This window comes from Microbacterium sp. K36, from assembly GCF_004794355.1.
Lineage (GTDB): Bacteria > Actinomycetota > Actinomycetes > Actinomycetales > Microbacteriaceae > Microbacterium > Microbacterium paraoxydans_D.
Genome location: NZ_SSDN01000059.1, coordinates 1 through 17,503 on the forward strand (window position 1 = coordinate 1; position 17,503 = coordinate 17,503).

At 70.8% G+C, this 17,503-nt stretch carries 16 protein-coding genes; 12 read left to right on the forward strand and 4 right to left on the reverse strand.

The window, feature by feature from the left end; translation table 11 throughout:
• Positions 1 to 188: 188 nt before the first annotated feature.
• Positions 189 to 1,121 (reverse strand): DMT family transporter, encoded by a 933-nt coding sequence (locus DW296_RS05665; RefSeq protein WP_240743001.1) that lies wholly within the window; start codon positions 1,119 to 1,121, stop codon positions 189 to 191.
• 214 nt (positions 1,122 to 1,335) lie between these two features.
• On the opposite strand from DW296_RS05665, the gene DW296_RS05670 reads away from it, so the two are divergent.
• Positions 1,336 to 2,697: an NAD(P)-binding domain-containing protein gene (locus tag DW296_RS05670; RefSeq protein WP_136051449.1), complete on the forward strand. Its 1,362-nt coding sequence runs from the start codon at positions 1,336 to 1,338 to the stop codon at positions 2,695 to 2,697.
• Positions 2,698 to 2,776: 79 nt separating this feature from the next.
• Here DW296_RS05670 and DW296_RS05675 read toward each other — a convergent pair whose 3' ends face one another.
• Complete coding sequence (locus DW296_RS05675; protein ID WP_085604286.1) at positions 2,777 to 3,460, reverse strand: Pr6Pr family membrane protein; 684 nt, start codon at positions 3,458 to 3,460, stop codon at positions 2,777 to 2,779.
• A gap of 240 nt (positions 3,461 to 3,700) precedes the next feature.
• Between DW296_RS05675 and DW296_RS05680 the strand changes: the two genes are divergently transcribed.
• From DW296_RS05680 to DW296_RS05725, 10 genes are all read left to right on the forward strand, one after another.
• Positions 3,701 to 4,987: an adenylosuccinate synthase gene (locus DW296_RS05680; protein ID WP_025104217.1), complete on the forward strand. Its 1,287-nt coding sequence runs from the start codon at positions 3,701 to 3,703 to the stop codon at positions 4,985 to 4,987.
• A gap of 5 nt (positions 4,988 to 4,992) precedes the next feature.
• Positions 4,993 to 6,096, forward strand: coding sequence for a lactonase family protein (locus tag DW296_RS05685; protein ID WP_136051450.1), 1,104 nt, complete (start codon positions 4,993 to 4,995; stop codon positions 6,094 to 6,096).
• A gap of 68 nt (positions 6,097 to 6,164) precedes the next feature.
• Complete coding sequence (locus DW296_RS05690; RefSeq protein ID WP_136051451.1) at positions 6,165 to 7,553, forward strand: MFS transporter; 1,389 nt, start codon at positions 6,165 to 6,167, stop codon at positions 7,551 to 7,553.
• A gap of 75 nt (positions 7,554 to 7,628) precedes the next feature.
• Complete coding sequence (locus DW296_RS05695) at positions 7,629 to 8,207, forward strand: biotin transporter BioY (RefSeq protein WP_136051452.1); 579 nt, start codon at positions 7,629 to 7,631, stop codon at positions 8,205 to 8,207.
• Positions 8,208 to 8,894: 687 nt separating this feature from the next.
• Entirely contained in the window at positions 8,895 to 10,331 is a 1,437-nt protein-coding gene (locus DW296_RS05700; RefSeq protein WP_136051453.1) for a dihydrolipoyl dehydrogenase family protein, read from the forward strand.
• Positions 10,332 to 10,466: 135 nt separating this feature from the next.
• The gene (locus DW296_RS05705; RefSeq protein WP_136051454.1) at positions 10,467 to 10,769 is read left to right on the forward strand and encodes a DUF427 domain-containing protein; all 303 of its coding nucleotides are present in this window, start codon (positions 10,467 to 10,469) and stop codon (positions 10,767 to 10,769) included.
• A gap of 45 nt (positions 10,770 to 10,814) precedes the next feature.
• A complete protein-coding gene (locus tag DW296_RS05710; protein ID WP_136051455.1) occupies positions 10,815 to 11,675 on the forward strand; it encodes an ABC transporter ATP-binding protein in 861 nt (286 codons plus the stop codon).
• Positions 11,672 to 12,355, forward strand: coding sequence for an ABC transporter permease (locus DW296_RS05715; RefSeq protein WP_136051456.1), 684 nt, complete (start codon positions 11,672 to 11,674; stop codon positions 12,353 to 12,355). Before DW296_RS05710 ends, DW296_RS05715 begins: the two co-directional genes overlap by 4 nt.
• Positions 12,352 to 13,071, forward strand: coding sequence for an ABC transporter permease (locus DW296_RS05720; protein ID WP_136051457.1), 720 nt, complete (start codon positions 12,352 to 12,354; stop codon positions 13,069 to 13,071). Before DW296_RS05715 ends, DW296_RS05720 begins: the two co-directional genes overlap by 4 nt.
• A gap of 34 nt (positions 13,072 to 13,105) precedes the next feature.
• The gene (locus DW296_RS05725) at positions 13,106 to 14,026 is read left to right on the forward strand and encodes an ABC transporter substrate-binding protein (protein ID WP_025104208.1); all 921 of its coding nucleotides are present in this window, start codon (positions 13,106 to 13,108) and stop codon (positions 14,024 to 14,026) included.
• A gap of 168 nt (positions 14,027 to 14,194) precedes the next feature.
• Here the strand turns inward: DW296_RS05725 and DW296_RS05730 are convergent, their stop codons facing one another.
• Complete coding sequence (locus DW296_RS05730; protein WP_136051458.1) at positions 14,195 to 15,421, reverse strand: AI-2E family transporter; 1,227 nt, start codon at positions 15,419 to 15,421, stop codon at positions 14,195 to 14,197.
• A gap of 62 nt (positions 15,422 to 15,483) precedes the next feature.
• Here DW296_RS05730 and DW296_RS05735 point away from each other — a divergent pair, with 62 nt between their 5' ends.
• Positions 15,484 to 15,783: a chorismate mutase gene (locus tag DW296_RS05735; RefSeq protein WP_136051459.1), complete on the forward strand. Its 300-nt coding sequence runs from the start codon at positions 15,484 to 15,486 to the stop codon at positions 15,781 to 15,783.
• 9 nt (positions 15,784 to 15,792) lie between these two features.
• On the opposite strand, the gene DW296_RS05740 is transcribed toward DW296_RS05735, so the two are convergent.
• Positions 15,793 to 17,499 carry a long-chain-fatty-acid--CoA ligase gene (locus DW296_RS05740; protein ID WP_136051460.1) on the reverse strand — a complete coding sequence of 569 codons (1,707 nt, stop codon included), beginning with the start codon at positions 17,497 to 17,499 and terminating at the stop codon, positions 15,793 to 15,795.
• Positions 17,500 to 17,503: the final 4 nt, after the last annotated feature.

Consider the following 17,503-nt stretch of genomic DNA (forward strand, 5'->3'; position numbering starts at 1 on the left):
GGCGGCGATCGGCGCGGCGGACGCGGGCGGCGGCGGGGGTGCGGAGATCGTCGGCGGGGTCTGCGCGTCGGCGTCGGTCATCGGTCTTCGTCTCCCTCGGTCACACGCGGGCCCGCACGGCGCGCCCCTCCGCCGACCAGCGTAATCGCATCCGCGCGGACCGACCTGGACCCGCGCGGGCGGCGCGCTCAGCGCGAGCGCCGCCCGCGCATGCGCGTGATGAGCACGCCGAGCAGGCACAGCGCGCCGCCCACGAACATGAGCGGGGTGGGCACCTCCCCGAGGATCAGCCACGACAGGAGGATGGCGAGGGCCGGGACCACGTAGGTCGTCGCTGAGGTCTTCCCCGCGGTGCTGCGCTGCAGCACGTACGCCCAGGTGGTGAAGGCGATGGCGGTGGGGAAGATGCCGAGGTAGACCACCCACAGCGTCGCGTCGAGGGGCGCCGTCTGCACGTCGGCGATCAACGCGCCGAGCCAGGGAAGCAGGGCGATCGTGCCGGCGGCCGCCCCGAGCCAGGTCAGCGTGGTGGCGTCGACCCCCGAGGTGAGCAGGTGTTTCTGCAGCAGGGTGCACCCCGCGTACATGACCGCGGCGAGAAGGGCCAGCAGGAGCCCCGTGAGGTCGGGGCCGGTGCTGCTGGTGGAGTTCATGCCGATGAGGACCACCCCGAGGAAGGCGATGGGGGCGCCGATCACCAGGGGGCGGGGGAATCCCTCCCGGAGGAAGAGACCGCTGAAGACGACGACCATGAGCGGCGCCAGGTTCACGACCATCGCGGCGGTCCCGGCGTCGAGGGTCCGTTCGGCACTGTTGAGGGCCAGGTTGTAGATGCAGAACCATCCGACTCCCCACACGGCGATCAGCAGCCAGTGGCGGCGCTCCGGGAGCCGGATGCCGTGCCGCAGCGCGATGATCGTCAGCACGAGGGTGCCCACGGCCATGCGCAGCAGCGCCAAGGCCCCGGGGTCGTAGTGCGGCCCCGCGCCACGGATCCCGATGAAGGCCGAGGCCCAGAGCACCACCGTCACCGCTGCCGCGAGCAGGACCAGGACGCCGCGCGATCGCGCCGGCGAGCCCTGCGGGTCGAGCCGCTCCGATGCCCTGATGTCCTGTCGCACCGTCCGATCCTGGCACCGGCCGCCGACATCGGCGATGCGCGGAAGCGACAGCCGTCGTCGCATTCCCGCCAGCGTCGCCGCGGGGCACTGCTAACGTCGAAGAGCAGCCACTGTCCGGGCAGGTCGAGCGTTCCGCTCCCACCGGGGAAGAACTGTCCTCCTCTCCCGGATACGGCTGCGCCCGATACATGACGGAAGAGTTTGAGGACGATACGTGACGAACAGTGAACGAGTAGCGATCATCGGCGCCGGCCCCTCGGGGATGGCGCAGCTGCGGGCCTTCGAATCCGCAGCCCGTGCGGGGGCGGAGATCCCCGAACTGGTCTGCTTCGAGAAGCAGGCCGACTGGGGCGGTCAGTGGAACTACACCTGGCGCACCGGGCTGGACGAGTACGGCGAGCCCGTGCACTCCAGCATGTACCGCAACCTGTGGTCGAACGGCCCGAAGGAGGCCCTGGAGTTCGCCGACTACACCTTCGACGAGCACTTCGGACGGCCGATCTCGTCGTACCCGCCGCGTCCGGTGCTGTGGGACTACATCGCCGGGCGCCTCGCGAAGACGCAGGTGCGCGACCTCATCCGCTTCGAGACCGTGGTGCGCTGGGTGGAGTTCGACGAGGACCGTGAGGTGTTCCGTCTCACCAGCGAGCACCTGCCGACCGGGCGCACGACCACGGAGGAGTTCGACCGGGTCGTCGTGGCCAGCGGGCACTTCTCCTTCCCGAACGTGCCGCACTTCGACGGCATCGAGACCTTCCCCGGATCCGTCGCCCACGCGCACGACTTCCGGGGCGCGGAGGCCCTCGCCGGACGGGACGTGCTCGTGATCGGGTCGAGCTACTCGGCGGAGGACATCGGCAGCCAGGCCTTCAAGATGGGCGCCCGCTCGGTCACCGCGAGCTACCGGACCGCGCCGATGGGCTACGACTGGCCGGAGGGCTTCGAGGAGCGTCCGTGCGTCGAGCGCTTCGAGGGCCGCACCGTGCACTTCGCCGACGGCACCTCGAAGGAGGTCGACGCGGTCATCCTCTGCACCGGCTACCTGCACAAGTACCCGTTCCTGCCCGCGGAGCTCGCCCTGTCCTCGCCGAACAACGTCTACCCCGACGGGCTGTACCGGGGCGTGCTCTGGCAGGGCAATCCACGCCTGGCCTACCTCGGCGCGCAGGACCAGTGGTTCACGTTCAACATGTTCGACGCGCAGGCCTGGTTCGTGCGCGACGTCATCCTCGGCCGGATCGCCCTGCCCGACGAGGGCGAGCGTGCCGCGTCCATCGCCGCGTGGCGGAAGCGGTTCGCGGAGATCGACTCGGCGGCGACGGAGATCCGCTTCCAGGCCGACTACATCCGGGACCTGCTGGAGTGCACCGACTATCCGGCGTTCGACCTCGATCGCGTCGTGGAGATCTTCCTCGCCTGGAAGCACGACAAGAAGGCCGACATCATGGGCTACCGCGACCGCGTGTACCCCTCGGTCATGACCGGGACGCTCGCCGCCGCACACCACACCTCGTGGCTGGATGAGCTCGACGACTCCCTCGAGCGCTATCTCGAGGCCGACGCGCTCCTCGTCTGATCGCCGACCCACCCCCTTCCGGCCGTCCCACCCCTTTACGAACGTTCGCAAGGGGGTGGGGCGCACGGGAAGGGGTGGGTCACGGCCTGGCCCGACGCCGCCCGATCCCCACGACGAGCGCGGCCGTGGCGAGGATGATCGCGGCGATGAGGAGCACCCAGAGGGCGACGCCGCCGTAGCCGCCGTTCAGCGCGGGATCGAGGAAGGGGTACGGGTACCACCACGGGTTCCCGGTCGCGGGTGCGGTCACGAGGTTCGCGCGGAGCAGGGTGTAGACGACCCACACGATCGGGAAGATCGCGGCGATCCCCACAGTGCCCCAGCCGAGCGCCCGACGACGCGGCGCGAACAGCACGTCGGCGAGCAGGACGAGCGGGATGACGACGTGCAGCACCTCGTTCGACCAGGCGACCGTGGCCCCCTGCGGCAGCGCGATCCCCCGGAGCAGCGTGTTGTAGACGACGCCCGTGACGATCATGTAGGTGCTCGCGCACACGAGCAGCGTTGCCAGCCACGTCGGCTCGACTCTGGCGTCGCGGTGCGTCAGCCCCCAGATCCCCCCGACGGCCAGCACCACCGCGGCCAGCACGTTGGAGAGGATCGTGAAGAAGCTGAAGAAGTTCGCGAAGACGGTGGGCAGGTGCGCGCCCCACGCGGTGTCCGCGGCGAGGGCGATCTCCAGTGTGCGCACGAGCTGCGCGACGATCGCCGCCACCGCGAGCGCCGCCGCCGAGAGTCGGATGTAGGGCCACCACCGCGTCATCGCCACCTCCGTCGCCACTGTAGCGCCCCCCCCGCGCCGTCCCCGTTACGCGCTCGACCCCGCGCCCCTCCCGGCGCGAGGCGGGGCCGAAAAGGTGCCTCCGCGGCCCCGGGAAGGTGCGTATTCCGTCCCGTATCGGCCTTCCCGGGGGCTGTCCGAGGCCTGCCGATAGGATGGGAGCGCCCGAAGAGGGCCAGCTCATCGGCCGGTGCAAACCCGGCGAAAGCCAAGGGGTTACCCATGCCAGGAATCGTTATCGTCGGCGTGCAGTGGGGCGACGAAGGAAAGGGCAAGGCCACCGATCTGCTCGGTGAGCGCACCGACTGGGTGGTGAAGTTCAACGGCGGCAACAACGCCGGGCACACCGTCGTCGTGGGCGATGAGAAGTACGCCCTGCACCTGCTGCCCTCCGGCATCCTGTCGCCCGGCGTGAACCCGGTCATCGGCAACGGCGTGGTCATCGACCTCGAGGTGCTCTTCTCCGAGCTGGAGGCCCTGTCCGCCCGCGGTATCGACGTCTCGCGGCTCAAGGTCAGCGCCAACGCGCACATCATCACCCAGTACCACCGCACACTCGACAAGGTCACCGAGCGCTTCCTCGGCAAGCGCAACATCGGCACCACCGGCCGCGGCATCGGTCCGGCCTACGCCGACAAGATCAACCGCGTGGGCATCCGCGTGCAGGACCTCTTCGACGAGAACATCCTGCGCCAGAAGGTCGAGGGCGCCCTCGATCAGAAGAACCACCTCCTGGTGAAGGTCTTCAACCGCCGCGCCGTCACCTGCGACGAGATCGTCGACGACCTGCTCTCCTACGCCGAGCGTCTGCGCCCGATGGTCGCCGACACGGGCTACCTCATCGACCAGGCCCTGAACCGCGGCGAGGTCGTCGTGTTCGAGGGCGGCCAGGCCACGATGCTCGACATCGACCACGGCACCTACCCGTTCGTCACCTCGTCCTCGGCTACGGCCGGCGGCGCCTCGACCGGCTCCGGGGTCGGCCCCGGCGCCCTCGACCGCATCGTGGGCATCGTCAAGGCCTACACGACCCGCGTCGGCTCCGGTCCGTTCCCGACCGAGCTGTTCGACGAGCAGGGCGAGTGGCTGCGCAAGCAGGGCTTCGAGTTCGGCACCACGACCGGGCGTCCGCGCCGCGTGGGCTGGTACGACGCCCCCATCACGCGGTACGCCACGCGCATCAACGGCATCACCGACCTCGTGCTCACGAAGCTCGACATCCTCACCGGGCTCGAGAAGATCCCGGTGTGCGTGGCCTACGACGTGGACGGGGAGCGGTTCGACGAGGTGCCGGTGAACCAGACCGACTTCCACCACGCGAAGCCGATCCTGGAGTACTTCCCCGGGTGGAGCGAGGACATCTCGACCGCGCGCACCTTCGAGGACCTTCCGCAGACGGCGCAGGACTACGTGCTCGCGCTGGAGGAGATGAGCAACACGCGCATCTCGGTGATCGGCGTCGGTCCGGAGCGCGATCAGGTGATCGTGCGTCACGACCTGCTCGACTGACCGGCATGACGCGGTTCTGGCTCGGGGGCTACGGCCCGGCGATGGAGGGCTCCGCCGAGGGGATCGGCGTGCTGGCGGGCGACGAGGGCCGTGAGGCCACGACGCTCGCCTACCGCGGACCCGTGACGCAGACGCCGTCGCCGTCGTGGCTCGCGACGCATCCGTCCCTCGACGTCGTGTACGCGGCGTTGGAGGGCGACGCCGCCGTGCAGGCGTTCGCGCGCACGGGGGAGCTGGCGCTGACGCCGCTCGGCGATCCGGTGGCGACGGGGGACGGCGTCTGTCATCTCGCGGTGTCGCCGAACGGCCAGACGCTCGTCGCCAGCTGCTACGGCGACGGGCGGGTCGTCCGTTTCGGACTCGCCGCGGATGGTCGTCTCGTGCCGGCTAAGGAGGATGCGGCGGCAGCCCTGCGTGCCGCCCTCTTCGGCGACGGCGATCCGGATGCGGCCCCGGCCACGCCCGCCGGGGACGGCATCGCGGCGGTCGACCCGTACGGCGCCGCGGGCCGCGCATCTCACGCGCACGCCGCCGCCTTCCTGCCGGACGGCCGTGTGGCGACGACCGACCTCGGCTTCGATCTCGTCCGATTCTGGCGCCTGCAGGGCCCCGGGCTCGTCCTGGATCAGGAGGTCGTGCTTCCGCGCGGCACCGGTCCGCGCCACATGGTCGTGCATCCGAGTGGTCACCTGCATGTCGTGACCGAGTACTCCTGCGAGGTCTTCACGCTCGCGGCCGCCGCCGACGGCACCTGGGGCGTGGTCTCCTCGGCTCCGGCCAGCCCCATCGCGCAGGTCGGCGTGGATTTCCCCGCCGAGCTCACCCGCTCCAAGGACGGTCGGTTCCTCTACACCGCCCTCCGTGGCAGCAACACCATCGCGGCGCTGCGGGTGCGCGGCAGCGGCGAGACCCTGGAACCGGTCGCGCTCGCCGACTCCGGAGTCGACTGGCCGCGACACCACCTCGTCTACCAGGGCAAGCTCCTCGTCGCCGGGCAGCGCTCCGACACCGTGACGCTGCTCGACATCGACGATCGCACGGGAGCCCCGCTCGGAGTTCGGCACGAGGCGCAGGCCCCCGCAGCGACGAGCATCCTCCCGCTCCGCTGACGCCGGGCCGGGCGTACGCCCCTCCGGGACTTGACCTCAACCTTTCTTGAGGTTCTAGCGTCGTCCTCATGACGACCGAGACCGGGCGCACCGCGCCGTCCACGCCCGCCCCGCCCCGCATCCTCGGCGGCGAGTACGTCTGGATCACGATCGGCGCGTGCGCCCTCGTGTTCCTCGGCGCCTTCGAATCGCTGGCGGTCACCACGGTGATGCCGGCGGTCAGCGCCGACCTCGACGGCGAGCGGCTGTACGCGCTGGCCTTCGCCGGACCGCTCGCGACGAGCGTGATCGGTATGGTGGTCGCCGGCAACTGGTCCGATCGGCGGGGTCCCGTGCTGCCGCTGTACGCCTCCGTCGCCCTGTTCACCGTCGGTCTGCTCGTCGCGGGACTCGCGCCGACCATGGAGGTCCTCGTCGCGGGACGCTTCGCGCAGGGGCTCGGCAACGGTGGACTCATGGTGGCTCTCTACGTCGTGGTCGCCCGGGTGTACCCGACGTCCCTGCATCCGGCGATCTTCGCGGGGTTCGCCGCCGCGTGGGTCATCCCCTCGCTGATCGGTCCGACGATCGCGGGTGCGGTCACGGAGGTGTGGAGCTGGCACTGGGTGTTCCTCGGGGTCGTGGTGCTCGTCCTGCTCGCGCTGCTGATGGTCGTCCCGGCCCTCCGCGGCCTCGCGCGCAGCGGAGACGCCACCACGCCGTGGGCTCTCGGGCGGCTGGGGTGGTCGGTGCTCGCCGCCTCCGCGGTGCTGGCCCTCGACCTCGTCGGAGAGGTCCCGGTCGCCGGTCCGTTTCTGTCGGCGGCCGCGGTGGTGGTCGCGATCGCGGCGGTGCGCCCACTCGTTCCTCGGGGCGCGCTCGTCGCCCGCCGGGGCCTGCCGTCGGTGATCCTGGTGCGCGGTCTGGGGGCCGCGGCGTTCTTCGGGGCGCAGATCTACCTGCCGTACCTGCTCACCGATCGGTACCTGCTGTCGCCGACCCTCGCCGGGCTGGCGCTGACCGGGGGTGCGCTCGCCTGGTCGGCGGCGGCGACCGTCCAAGGGCGGATGGGCGAGCGCCTGTCGAGCGTGACGGCCGTGCGGGTGGGGACGGCCCTCGTGGTCATCGGGATCGCCCTGATCCTGGTGATCACGGTCACGCGGGCCATCCCGCTGCTCGCCGCCCTCGCCTGGGTCGTCGCGGGTGCGGGCATGGGGTTGATGAGCCCGCGATCCAGTGCGCTCGTCCTCGCGATGTCCTCCCCGGCGGAACAGGGCTTCAACAGTGGGGCCATGACCGTGGCCGACTCCTTCGGCAGCGCGCTGGCCCTCGCCGTCACGGGTTCGCTCTTCGTCGCGCTCGGGGCCGTAGCCGGAGGGGATGCGTTCGCGGGAGTCTTCGCGCTCGCCGCGGTGATCGGTGCGGCGGCGGCCGTCCTCGCACCGCGCACGAGGAGCGTGCAGCCCGCTGCGGCGTGATTTGCGCGGGATGTACGGGCGCCCCTACCCTGGTGAACGGTGTTCAGGTGAACACCGTTCAGGAAGGAACACCCGATGGCATCCACCCCCCGCGACACCTCCGCGACCCTCGGCCGCGTCGCCGTCTTCGCCGCGCTCATCATCGTGCTCGGCACGGTCGTCGTCCCGCTGCCCGGCGGGGTGCCCATCACCGGACAGACGCTCGCCGTCATGCTGGCCGGTCTCGTCCTCGGCCCCCGGGTCGCTCCGTGGTCGGTCGCCCTCGTCCTCGTGCTCGCGGCGGTCGGACTCCCGGTGCTCGCGGGTGGGCGCGGAGGTCTCGGGGTCTTCGTGGGGCCCACGGCCGGGTACATGCTCGGCTGGATCGTGGGCGTCGTCGTCATCGGACTCCTGATGCGCACCGGTCGCCCGACCTGGTGGCGTACCGCGCTCGCGGCCTTCGTCGGCGGTGTGCTCGTCGTCTACGCCTTCGGCATCCCCGTCCAGGCTCTCGTCACCGGCGTTCCCCTCGACCTCACAGCCCTCTCGACCCTGGCCTTCCTCCCGGGCGACCTCATCAAGGTGACCGCGGCCACCCTCATCGTCGTGGCCCTCCGTCGCGCCTACCCCCGGGCCTTCGCCGACCCCCGCCCCGTCCCCTCCGTCGCCGCCTGACCCTCGGACCGTCCCGTCGACTCCGTCGGTCCCGTCGAGTCCGTCGGTCCCGTCGACTCTGTCGGTCTTGTCGGTCCTGGTCCGGATGCACGACCAGGACACGACTGCCGGCGGATCGCCCCGTCCCGATCGTGCATCCGTCTCCAGGTCGTGCATCAGGAACGTCTGACCTGACCCCTCCGCCCCAACCTCTGACTGGACCCCCAAGAACGCCCCGCTCGGGGACCGATTCACTCCCCGAGCCGCCGGGATACTTCCGGTCGTCCATGTTCCAGATGACGACCGCGGCACATCTGCCGGCGAATCGCCCCGTCCGGATCGTGCGGCCGTCCCCAGGTCGTGCATCCGGAACGTCGGACCCGGTCCCGACCCGGACCCGGTCCCGTAGCACGCCGGGACCGGGTCCCTGGATCCTGGTTCGAATGCACGACCAGGACACGACTGCCGGCGGATGGTCCGTTCCGGATCGTGCAGCCGCACTCCGATCGTGCACCCGGAACGCCGGCGGGAGGAACGACGGATCCGGATCCGGATCCAGGTCGTGCATCCGGAACGACCGATCCGGAACCGGAACCCGACGTCGGGAAGGACGGGCATATCGGCGGACGGGAACAACTCGCCCGTGACTCGACGTTCCTCATGAGCGAGACTGGGCCACGGACCGCCGCGGCCACGAGAGGGGCGAGCATGACTGCTGCCGACAAGACCGACGAATACGACCTCATCGTGCTGGGCGGTGGTCCGGTCGGGGAGAACGTGGCGGATCGTGCCGTGCAGGGCGGTCTCACCGCGATCATCGTGGAGAGCGAACTCGTCGGCGGGGAGTGCTCGTACTGGGCGTGCATGCCGTCGAAGGCGCTGCTCCGCTCGGCCCAGGCGCTCCGCGCCGCGCAGCACGTCGCCGGCGCCGCGCAGGCCGTGACCGGGTCGCTCGATGTGCGCGCGGTGTTCGAGCGTCGCGACTCCTTCACGAGCAACTGGTCCGACGACGGGCAGGTGAAGTGGCTGGAGTCCGCCCACATCGACCTCGCCCGGGGGCACGGCCGGCTGACCGGGGAGCGCGAGGTCACGGTGACCGATCAGGACGGCGGCACCCGGGTGCTGCGCGCGCGTCACGCGGTCGCCATCAGCACCGGTTCGGATGCGGTCATCCCGCCGATCGAGGGCCTGCGGGAGGCGTCGCCCTGGACGAGCCGCGAGGCGACCAGCGCCGAGGAGCTGCCCGACAGTCTCGCGGTCATCGGCGGCGGCGTGGTCGCGGTCGAGATGGCCACCGCGTACGCGGCGCTCGGCTCGTCGGTGACGCTGCTGGCGCGCAGCGGGCTGCTGGGCGGGATGGAGCCCTTCGCCGGGGAGCGCGTGGCCGATGGCCTGCGTGAGCTCGGCGTCGATGTCCGCACCGACACCGGCACGACGGCGGTGCACCGCGACGGGGACCGGGTGACCATCGCCCTCGACAACGGCGAGACGGTGACCGCGGCGGAGGTGCTCGTCGCGACCGGACGCTCTCCCCGCAGCGCCGACATCGGGCTCGACGCGGTCGGGCTCGAGCCGGGCCGCTGGATCGAGACGGACGACACCCTCCGCGTCCCCGGGCACGACTGGCTGTACGCCGTCGGCGACGTCAACGGCCGCGTGCTGCTGACCCACCAGGGCAAGTACCAGGCGCGCGCCGCGGGCGACGTCATCGTCGCGCGCGCGAAGGGCGACGCGGTGGACGACGCGCCCTGGGGCCGTCACGTCGCCACGGCCGACCACGCCGCGGTGCCGCAGGTCACCTTCTCGATCCCGGAGGTCGGGTCCGTCGGACTCACCGCGGCGGCGGCGAAGGATGCCGGGACCGCCGTCCGTGTCGTCGACTACGACCTCGGGTGGGTGGCGGGCGCGAGCCTGTACGAGGACGGCTTCGCCGGGCAGGCGCGCCTGGTCGTCGACACCGACCGCGACGTCGTGATCGGTGCGACGTTCGTCGGCCCCGAGGTCGCTGAGCTCGTGCAGGCCGCGACCATCGCGATCGTCGGCGAGGTCCCGATCGCCCGACTCTGGCACGCCGTGCCCTCGTACCCCACGATCAGCGAGATCTGGCTCCGGCTCCTGGAGGGCTACGGCCGCGACTCGGCCTGATCCGGGCAATCCGATTCCGGTCGCGTGACGAACAGAACGCGCATTGTGTCTCAGATTGACGACCCCGCGCGCAACCCGGTGCCGGATGTCGCACCCGTCTTATACGCTCGAACCCACATCCGAGGAGGCAGGACCATGAAGGCTGTACTCGCAGGAAACGTCATCGCCGAGGCCGACCAGGACGACCTCATCCGCATCGAGGGGAACTGGTACTTCCCGCCGGCAGCCGTCGCGCCGGACGCGCTCGTCGAGAGCCCCACGCCGTACACCTGTCCCTGGAAGGGCGAGTGCCAGTACTACTCCGTCCAGGTCGACGGAGAGCTGCACAAGGATCTCGCGTGGTCGTACCCGCACCCGTACCCGTCGGCGTTCGACCGGGTCGGCAAGGACTTCTCCGGCTACGTCGCCTTCGCCCCGGGCGTCGAGGTCTCGGCCTAATCCCGTACGAACGCACGTCCGCACGACCGTCGGAGAGACACCCTCATGATCGAGTTCCGCAACGTCACGAAGCGCTTCCCCGACGGGACGCTCGCCGTCGACGACTTCAGCCTCGTGCTGCCCTCCCGCAAGACCACCGTGTTCGTCGGCTCGTCCGGCTGCGGCAAGACCACCCTGCTGCGGATGATCAACCGCATGGTGGAGCCGACGTCGGGAGAGGTCGAGATCGACGGGGAGAGCGTGCTGTCGGGCGACCCGGTCGCGCTGCGCCGACGCATCGGCTACGTGATGCAGAACTCCGGGCTCATGCCGCACTTCACTGTCATCGACAACGTGGCCACCGTGCTGCGGCTGAACGGGGTGAAGCGCAAGGAGGCGCATGAGCGGGCCCGTGAGCTGCTGACGACGGTCGGCCTCGACCAGGGGCTCGCCGAGCGGTACCCGAGCCAGCTGTCGGGCGGGCAGCAGCAGCGCGTCGGGGTGGCCCGCGGACTCGCCGCCGACCCGAACATCCTCCTCATGGACGAGCCGTTCGGTGCGGTCGACCCCATCGTCCGCGCCGACCTCCAGCAGGAGACCCTGCGGCTGCAGCACGAGCTCGACAAGACGGTCGTGTTCGTCACGCACGACATCGACGAGGCCTTCCTCCTCGGCGACCAGGTCGTCATCCTCGACAAGGGCGCCCGGATCGTGCAGGTCGGCCGTCCGAGCGAGATCATCGAGAACCCGGCCGACGACTTCGTCTCCTCGTTCATCGGAGCCGACCGCGGTCGCCGTGCGCTGCATCTCAAGCAGACCCCGCGGGGGACCGTGGTCGTCGACTCCGAGGGCCGCACGCAGGGAGCGATCGTCGATGTGCCGGAGGGCGTGGTCGACGGTGCCGACGTGCTGAAGGCGGCCCCGTGAACTGGGTCGGCGACAACCTCGGGCTGATCCTCGAGCTCACCGCGGTGCACCTGCAGCAGAGCGCGATCGCGATCGTGCTCGGGTTCGTCCTCGCGCTGCCGCTGGGATGGGTGGCCTGGCGCTATCAGCTCGTGAAGGGTCCGGTCATCGTCCTCACCGGGCTGCTCTACACGATCCCGTCCCTCGCCCTCCTCATCCTGCTGCCCTCAGTGGCCGGGTACCCCGCACGCAGCCCCGCCAACCTCGTCATCGGCCTGACCATCTACGCGGTCGCGATCCTCGTCCGTGCGGTGTCCGACGGCCTGGACTCGGTCGACCCCGCGATCCGGCAGTCCGCGGTCGCGATGGGCTACGGCGGGTTCCGCCGCTTCTGGACGGTCGACTTCCCGCTCGCCGGGCCGGTCATCCTCGCGGGTCTCCGAGTGGCGGCGGTGAGCACCATCTCGCTCGCGACGGTCGGCATCCTCGTCGGCGTCACGAACCTCGGCTACCTGTTCACGAACGGCCTCCAGCGCCGCATCCTCGCCGAGGTCTTCACCGGCATCGTCGCCGTCGTCGTCATCGCCCTGGTCATCGACCTCCTGCTGGTCCTCCTCGGGCGGGCCCTCATGCCGTGGACGCGGGCGGCGACCACCCCCGCCGCCGCGCGGCGGACGATCACGTTGAGGACGGCCGCATGAACGTGTTCGCCGAGGCCTTCGCCTGGCTGTTCTCGCCCGACCGCTGGGTGGGGACCTACTCCCTCCCCGTCCTGTTCGGCCAGCACGTCTTCTACACGGTGGTCTCGGTCCTGATCGCCGCGGTGATCGCCGTGCCGCTGGGCTGGCTCATCGGGCACACCGGGAAGGGGCGGGAGATCGCGGTCGCCGTCTCCGGAGCGGCCCGCGCCATCCCGTCCTTCGGACTGATGGTCCTCCTGGTGCTTCTGCTGGGCGTGCTGCGCACGCCGCTGGCGGCGATCATCACGTTCGTGATCCTGGCGATCCCGTCCCTGCTCGCCGGCGCCTACACGGGTCTGGAGGCGGTCGACCGCCGCACCATCGACGCGGCGAGGGCGATGGGGATGACCGGCTGGCAGGTGTTCTGGAAGGTCGAGGTGCCGCTCGGCATGCCGCTGCTGGTCGGCGGCCTCCGCTCGGCGCTGCTGCAGGTCATCGCCACGGTGACGATCGCGGCCTACGTGAACCTCGGCGGCCTCGGCTGGCCGATCATCCAGGGCATCCCGCTCCGCCGTTTCGACCAGGTCCTCGGCGGCGCGATCCTCGTCGCCGTGCTCGCGCTCCTCGTCGATCTCCTGCTCGCGCTCGCCCAGCACGCCGCGGTGCCCCGCGGTGTGCGCACGCGTCCGCAACGACGCCGCGCGCGGGCGACCGCCCCCGCGGCTGCACCCGCCTGACCCACAGCATCGTCCCCCAGAGAAGAGGAAGTCCATGTTCACCGCACGAAAGTCCCGCCTCGCCCTTGCCGGCGGCGTCGCCCTCGCCGCCGCCCTCGCCCTCTCCGGCTGCGCCAACAGCAACCCGCTGGACGCCCCCACCGACGACGCCGGCGACGGTGGGGGCAGCGACACCATCGTCATCGGCTCGCAGGCCTACTACTCGAACGAGATCATCGCCGAGATCTACGCGCAGGCGCTCGAGGCCGCCGACTTCGACGTGGACCGTCAGTTCAGCATCGGCCAGCGCGACGCCTACATGCCGGACGTCGAGTCCGGGGCGATCGACCTGTTCCCGGAGTACACGGGCAACCTGCTCGAGTACCTGGACAAGGATGCGACCGCCACCAGCCCGGACGACGTCTACGCCGCCCTGAAGGACGCGCTCCCGGACGGCCTCACCGCGCTCGACTACGCGGAGGCGTCCGACCAGGACACCTACACGGTGCTCAAGAGCTTCGCCGAGGAGAACGACCTCACCTCGATCGCCGACCTCGCAGACGTCACCACCCCGGTCACGATCGGCGCGGCGCCCGAGTTCGAGCAGCGTCCGTACGGCCCGGCTGCCGCCAAGGAGGTCTACGGCGTCGACCTGGCGTTCTCGGCCACCGGTCCCACGACGCTGGAGTCGCTGCTCGCCGGCGAGATCCAGGTGGCGGACATCTACTCGGCCGACCCGGCATTCCAGACCGAGGACATCGTGGCGCTGGAAGACCCGGAGAACATCATCCTGGCCTCGAACGTCGTCCCCATCGCGTCCAGCGACGTGGCCGACGAGATCGCCGACGTGATCAACGGCATCAGCGCCAAGCTGACCGCCGAGGAGCTCGTCGCCCTCAACGTGCAGAGCACGGTCGACCAGAAGTCGGCGGAGGACATCGCGAAGCAGTGGCTGACGGACAACGACCTCATCTGAGTCGTCTCCCCGCGAAGCGCCCGGCCCTCAGGGGTCGGGCGCTTCGTCGTCGTCACCCGCCGGTGTGCACAGCTTCGGAGATCTCGCCCGACACGCCGCGGAGGACCCCCGGCTGACGGCGTGTCGCCCCGGATCTCCGAAGTTGTGCCCGGGGGTGAGGCCCTGGGGTCAGGTGCGGGAGTCCTGCTTCGGCACGACCACCTGCTTGACGATGATGAGGATCGAGGCGGTGACGGGCACGGCCACGAGGGCGCCGAGCAGGCCGAGGAGCGTGCCGCCGGCGAGGGCGCCGATGACGACGAGCGAGCCCGGTACGGCCACCGCCTTGTTCATCACCCGCGGCGTGAGCACGTAGGCCTCGATCTGCATGTAGACGAGGTAGATCGCGGCGAAGACCAGCGCGGCGATCGGGTTCGTGAACAGCGCGAGGATGGTGCCGATCATCCAGAACAGCACCGAGCCGACGAGCGGGATGAGCGTGACGCAGAAGGCGATCGCGGCCATGAGCGGCGGGAACGGCAGGCCCAGCACGGTGTAGAGGAGGAGGGCGAGGGTCGCGTTGCAGAAGGCCAGGACGACCATCCCCATCACATAGCCGCCCACGGAGTCGGTGATCTGCTGGGAGATGTCGCCGGCGCGGTCGCGGTCGCGGGCCGGGACCAGGCGCAGCAGCCCCTGGCGCATGGCCGGCAGGGTCGCGAGGAAGTACAGCGTCAGCACGAGCACCACGATCGCGCCCGAGATCCCGCTGGCGATGGAGGCGCCCACCTGGAGCGCTCCGCCGCCGATCGTCGCGAGGTTTCCGAAGTCGGAGAGGAACTTCTGCACCTCCGACACGAGGTCCTGGAACTGGTCGCCGAACTGGTTATTGAGGGTGGCGTAGAGGTCGGACTTCGTGAAGTCCTGGATCATGCCGGGGACCGACTTCACGAACCCGGCGATCTGATCGACGACGATGGGCACGATCATCCACAGGACGAGGGCGACCACGACGATGAGAGCGAGGATCGTCACCACGACGGAGAGCGCGCGGGAGATTCCGCGGCGTTCGAGGAAGCGGACGGCCGGGTCGAGGCCGAGCGCGGCGAACAGGGCGAGTGCGATGTAGATGAGGACGGTGGAGAGGTTGTAGAGCGCGCTGCCGATCACGATCGCCCCGAGGCCGCCGAGGGTCACGAGGAACCCGAAGACGAACGGCCGATCGATCCGCGTCCAGAATGAGCGACTGGGCGTGGTCGGCTCGATCACCACGGGGACGGACGGCTTCGCGACGGCGTCCGGCGCCTCCACCGCGGCTCCGACCAGCGCGGCGTCGACGGGGGCGGGGACGGAGTCCGGGGCGGGACCGCCCTGCCCGTCGTGCGGAGCGGAGGCCGGCGACTGGTCGTTGCTCATGAGCACACGATAGCGGTGCCCCTCGTCGGAGGCCGGGTGATCCGCGGCTCTAGAGTAGGGGCATGACTGCCGCTGAGGACCCGAAGGCCGAACTGCTCCGGCTGCGTGCGAGCATCGACAACATCGACGCGGCGCTGATCTTCCTGCTCGCGGAGCGGTTCCGCGCCACGCAGCAGGTAGGCCACCTCAAGGCCGAGCATGAGATGCCGGCGTCCGACCCGAACCGCGAGGAGCAGCAGGTCGCCCGGCTCCGCGCGCTCGCGGAGGAAGCCCACCTCGACCCGGAGTTCGCGGAGAAGTGGTTCAACTTCGTCGTGGCGGAGGTCATCCGCCACCACACCGAGGCCGCGGAGGGGCGCTGAGCCCGCGCGTCAGGCTCCGCGCTCGGCGAGCAGCCGGTCGCGCACCTCGCGCCGCAGCACCTTGCCGATGAGCGACCGCGGGAGGTCGTCGACGGCGGTGATCCGGCGCGGCACCTTGTAGGCGGTCAGCCGCGTGCGGCAGAAGTCGCGGAGGCCCTCCATGTCGTCGGCGGCACCCTCTCGGAGGACCACGGCGGCCGCGACCTCTTCGCCGCCGCTCGACCGCGGCAGCCCGACGACGGCGGCCGCCACGACATCCGGGTGCGCTTCCAGCGCGTTCTCGACTTCGCTGGGTGAGACGTTGAAGCCGCCGGTGATGATGAGCTCCTTGCGGCGGTCGACGATGGTGACGAACCCGTCGGGCGAGACCTCGGCGATGTCGCCGGTGCGGAGCCAGCCGTCCGGCAACAGGGCCTCGGCTGTATCTCCGGGACGACCCCAGTAGCCCTGGAACACCTGCGGCCCGCGCAGCAGCAGTTCGCCGGGCTCGCCCGTGGGCACATCGACGTCGGGGTCGTCGGGGTCGACGACGCGGATCTCCGTGCTCGGGAACGGGACGCCGACCGTACCGGGGCGCCGCGTGGGACCCATCGGGTTGCCGAGCGCGACGGGTGAGGCCTCGGTCATCCCGTACCCCTCCACGAGCAGTCCCCCGGTCGCCTCCTCCCAGCGCCGCACCGTCTCGACGGGAAGGCTCATGGCTCCGGAGATCGCGAACCGCACCGTGGAGAGGTCCACCGTGCCGCGTCCGGCCGCGCGGGACAGCTGATCGTAGATCGGCGGGACGGCGGGGAGGAAGGTCGGCGGGCTCGTGCGGGCGGCATCCGTCACGAGTCCGAGGTCGAACGTCGGGAACAGCACCACCTTCGCCCCGATGCTCAACGCGAACGTGAGGCACAGGGTGAGTCCGTAGGCGTGGAAGAGCGGCAGCACGGCGTAGAAGGTCTCCTCGCCGTCGCGGAGTCCGGGCACCCAGGCCCGCCCCTGCATCGCGTTGGCCCGCAGATTCGCGTGGGTGAGGATGGCGCCCTTGGGGACCCCGGTCGTCCCGCTCGTGTACTGCAGGACGGCGGTGTCGCCGAGCGCCGGCGCGGGCGTGCGGCGGGGAAGCCGGCGGTGCGACACGAGCTTCTTCCACGGCGTCAGGTGCCGCGCGCGTGGGGTGCCGGTCAGCTTCGCCCGCGATGCCCGGGCCTTCGGGACCGGGAGTCGCAGCAGGAGGCGCTTCGTCAGGGGCATCGCCGCCGTGAGGTCGACGCTCACGATGTGGCCGACCCGGAGGTCGTCGGGGAACCCCGCGACGGTGTCGGCGACCTTGTCCCACACGATCGCGACGCGGGCCCCGTGGTCCTCGAACTGGTGGCGCAGCTCCCGCGCGGTGTAGAGCGGGTTGTGCTCGACGACGATCGCGCCGAGGCGCAGGACCGCGTAGAACGCGACGACGTGCTGCGGGCAGTTCGGCAGCACCAGCGCCACCCGGTCGCCCTTCGTGACCCCGAGGTGGCGGAGTCCCTCCGCGGCGCGGTCGATCTGCTCGCCGAGCTCCCGGTAGGTGGTCACGGCACCGAAGAACTCGAGGGCGGGGCGGCGCGCATACCGCCGGACGCTGGCGGCCAGCATCTGCGGCAGGGTCTGCGTCGGCTCGTCGATGTCGGCCGGCACGCCCTCGGCATAGGAGCGGAGCCAGGGACGGGAAGACAGCGGCGCGTCGGTCATGCCC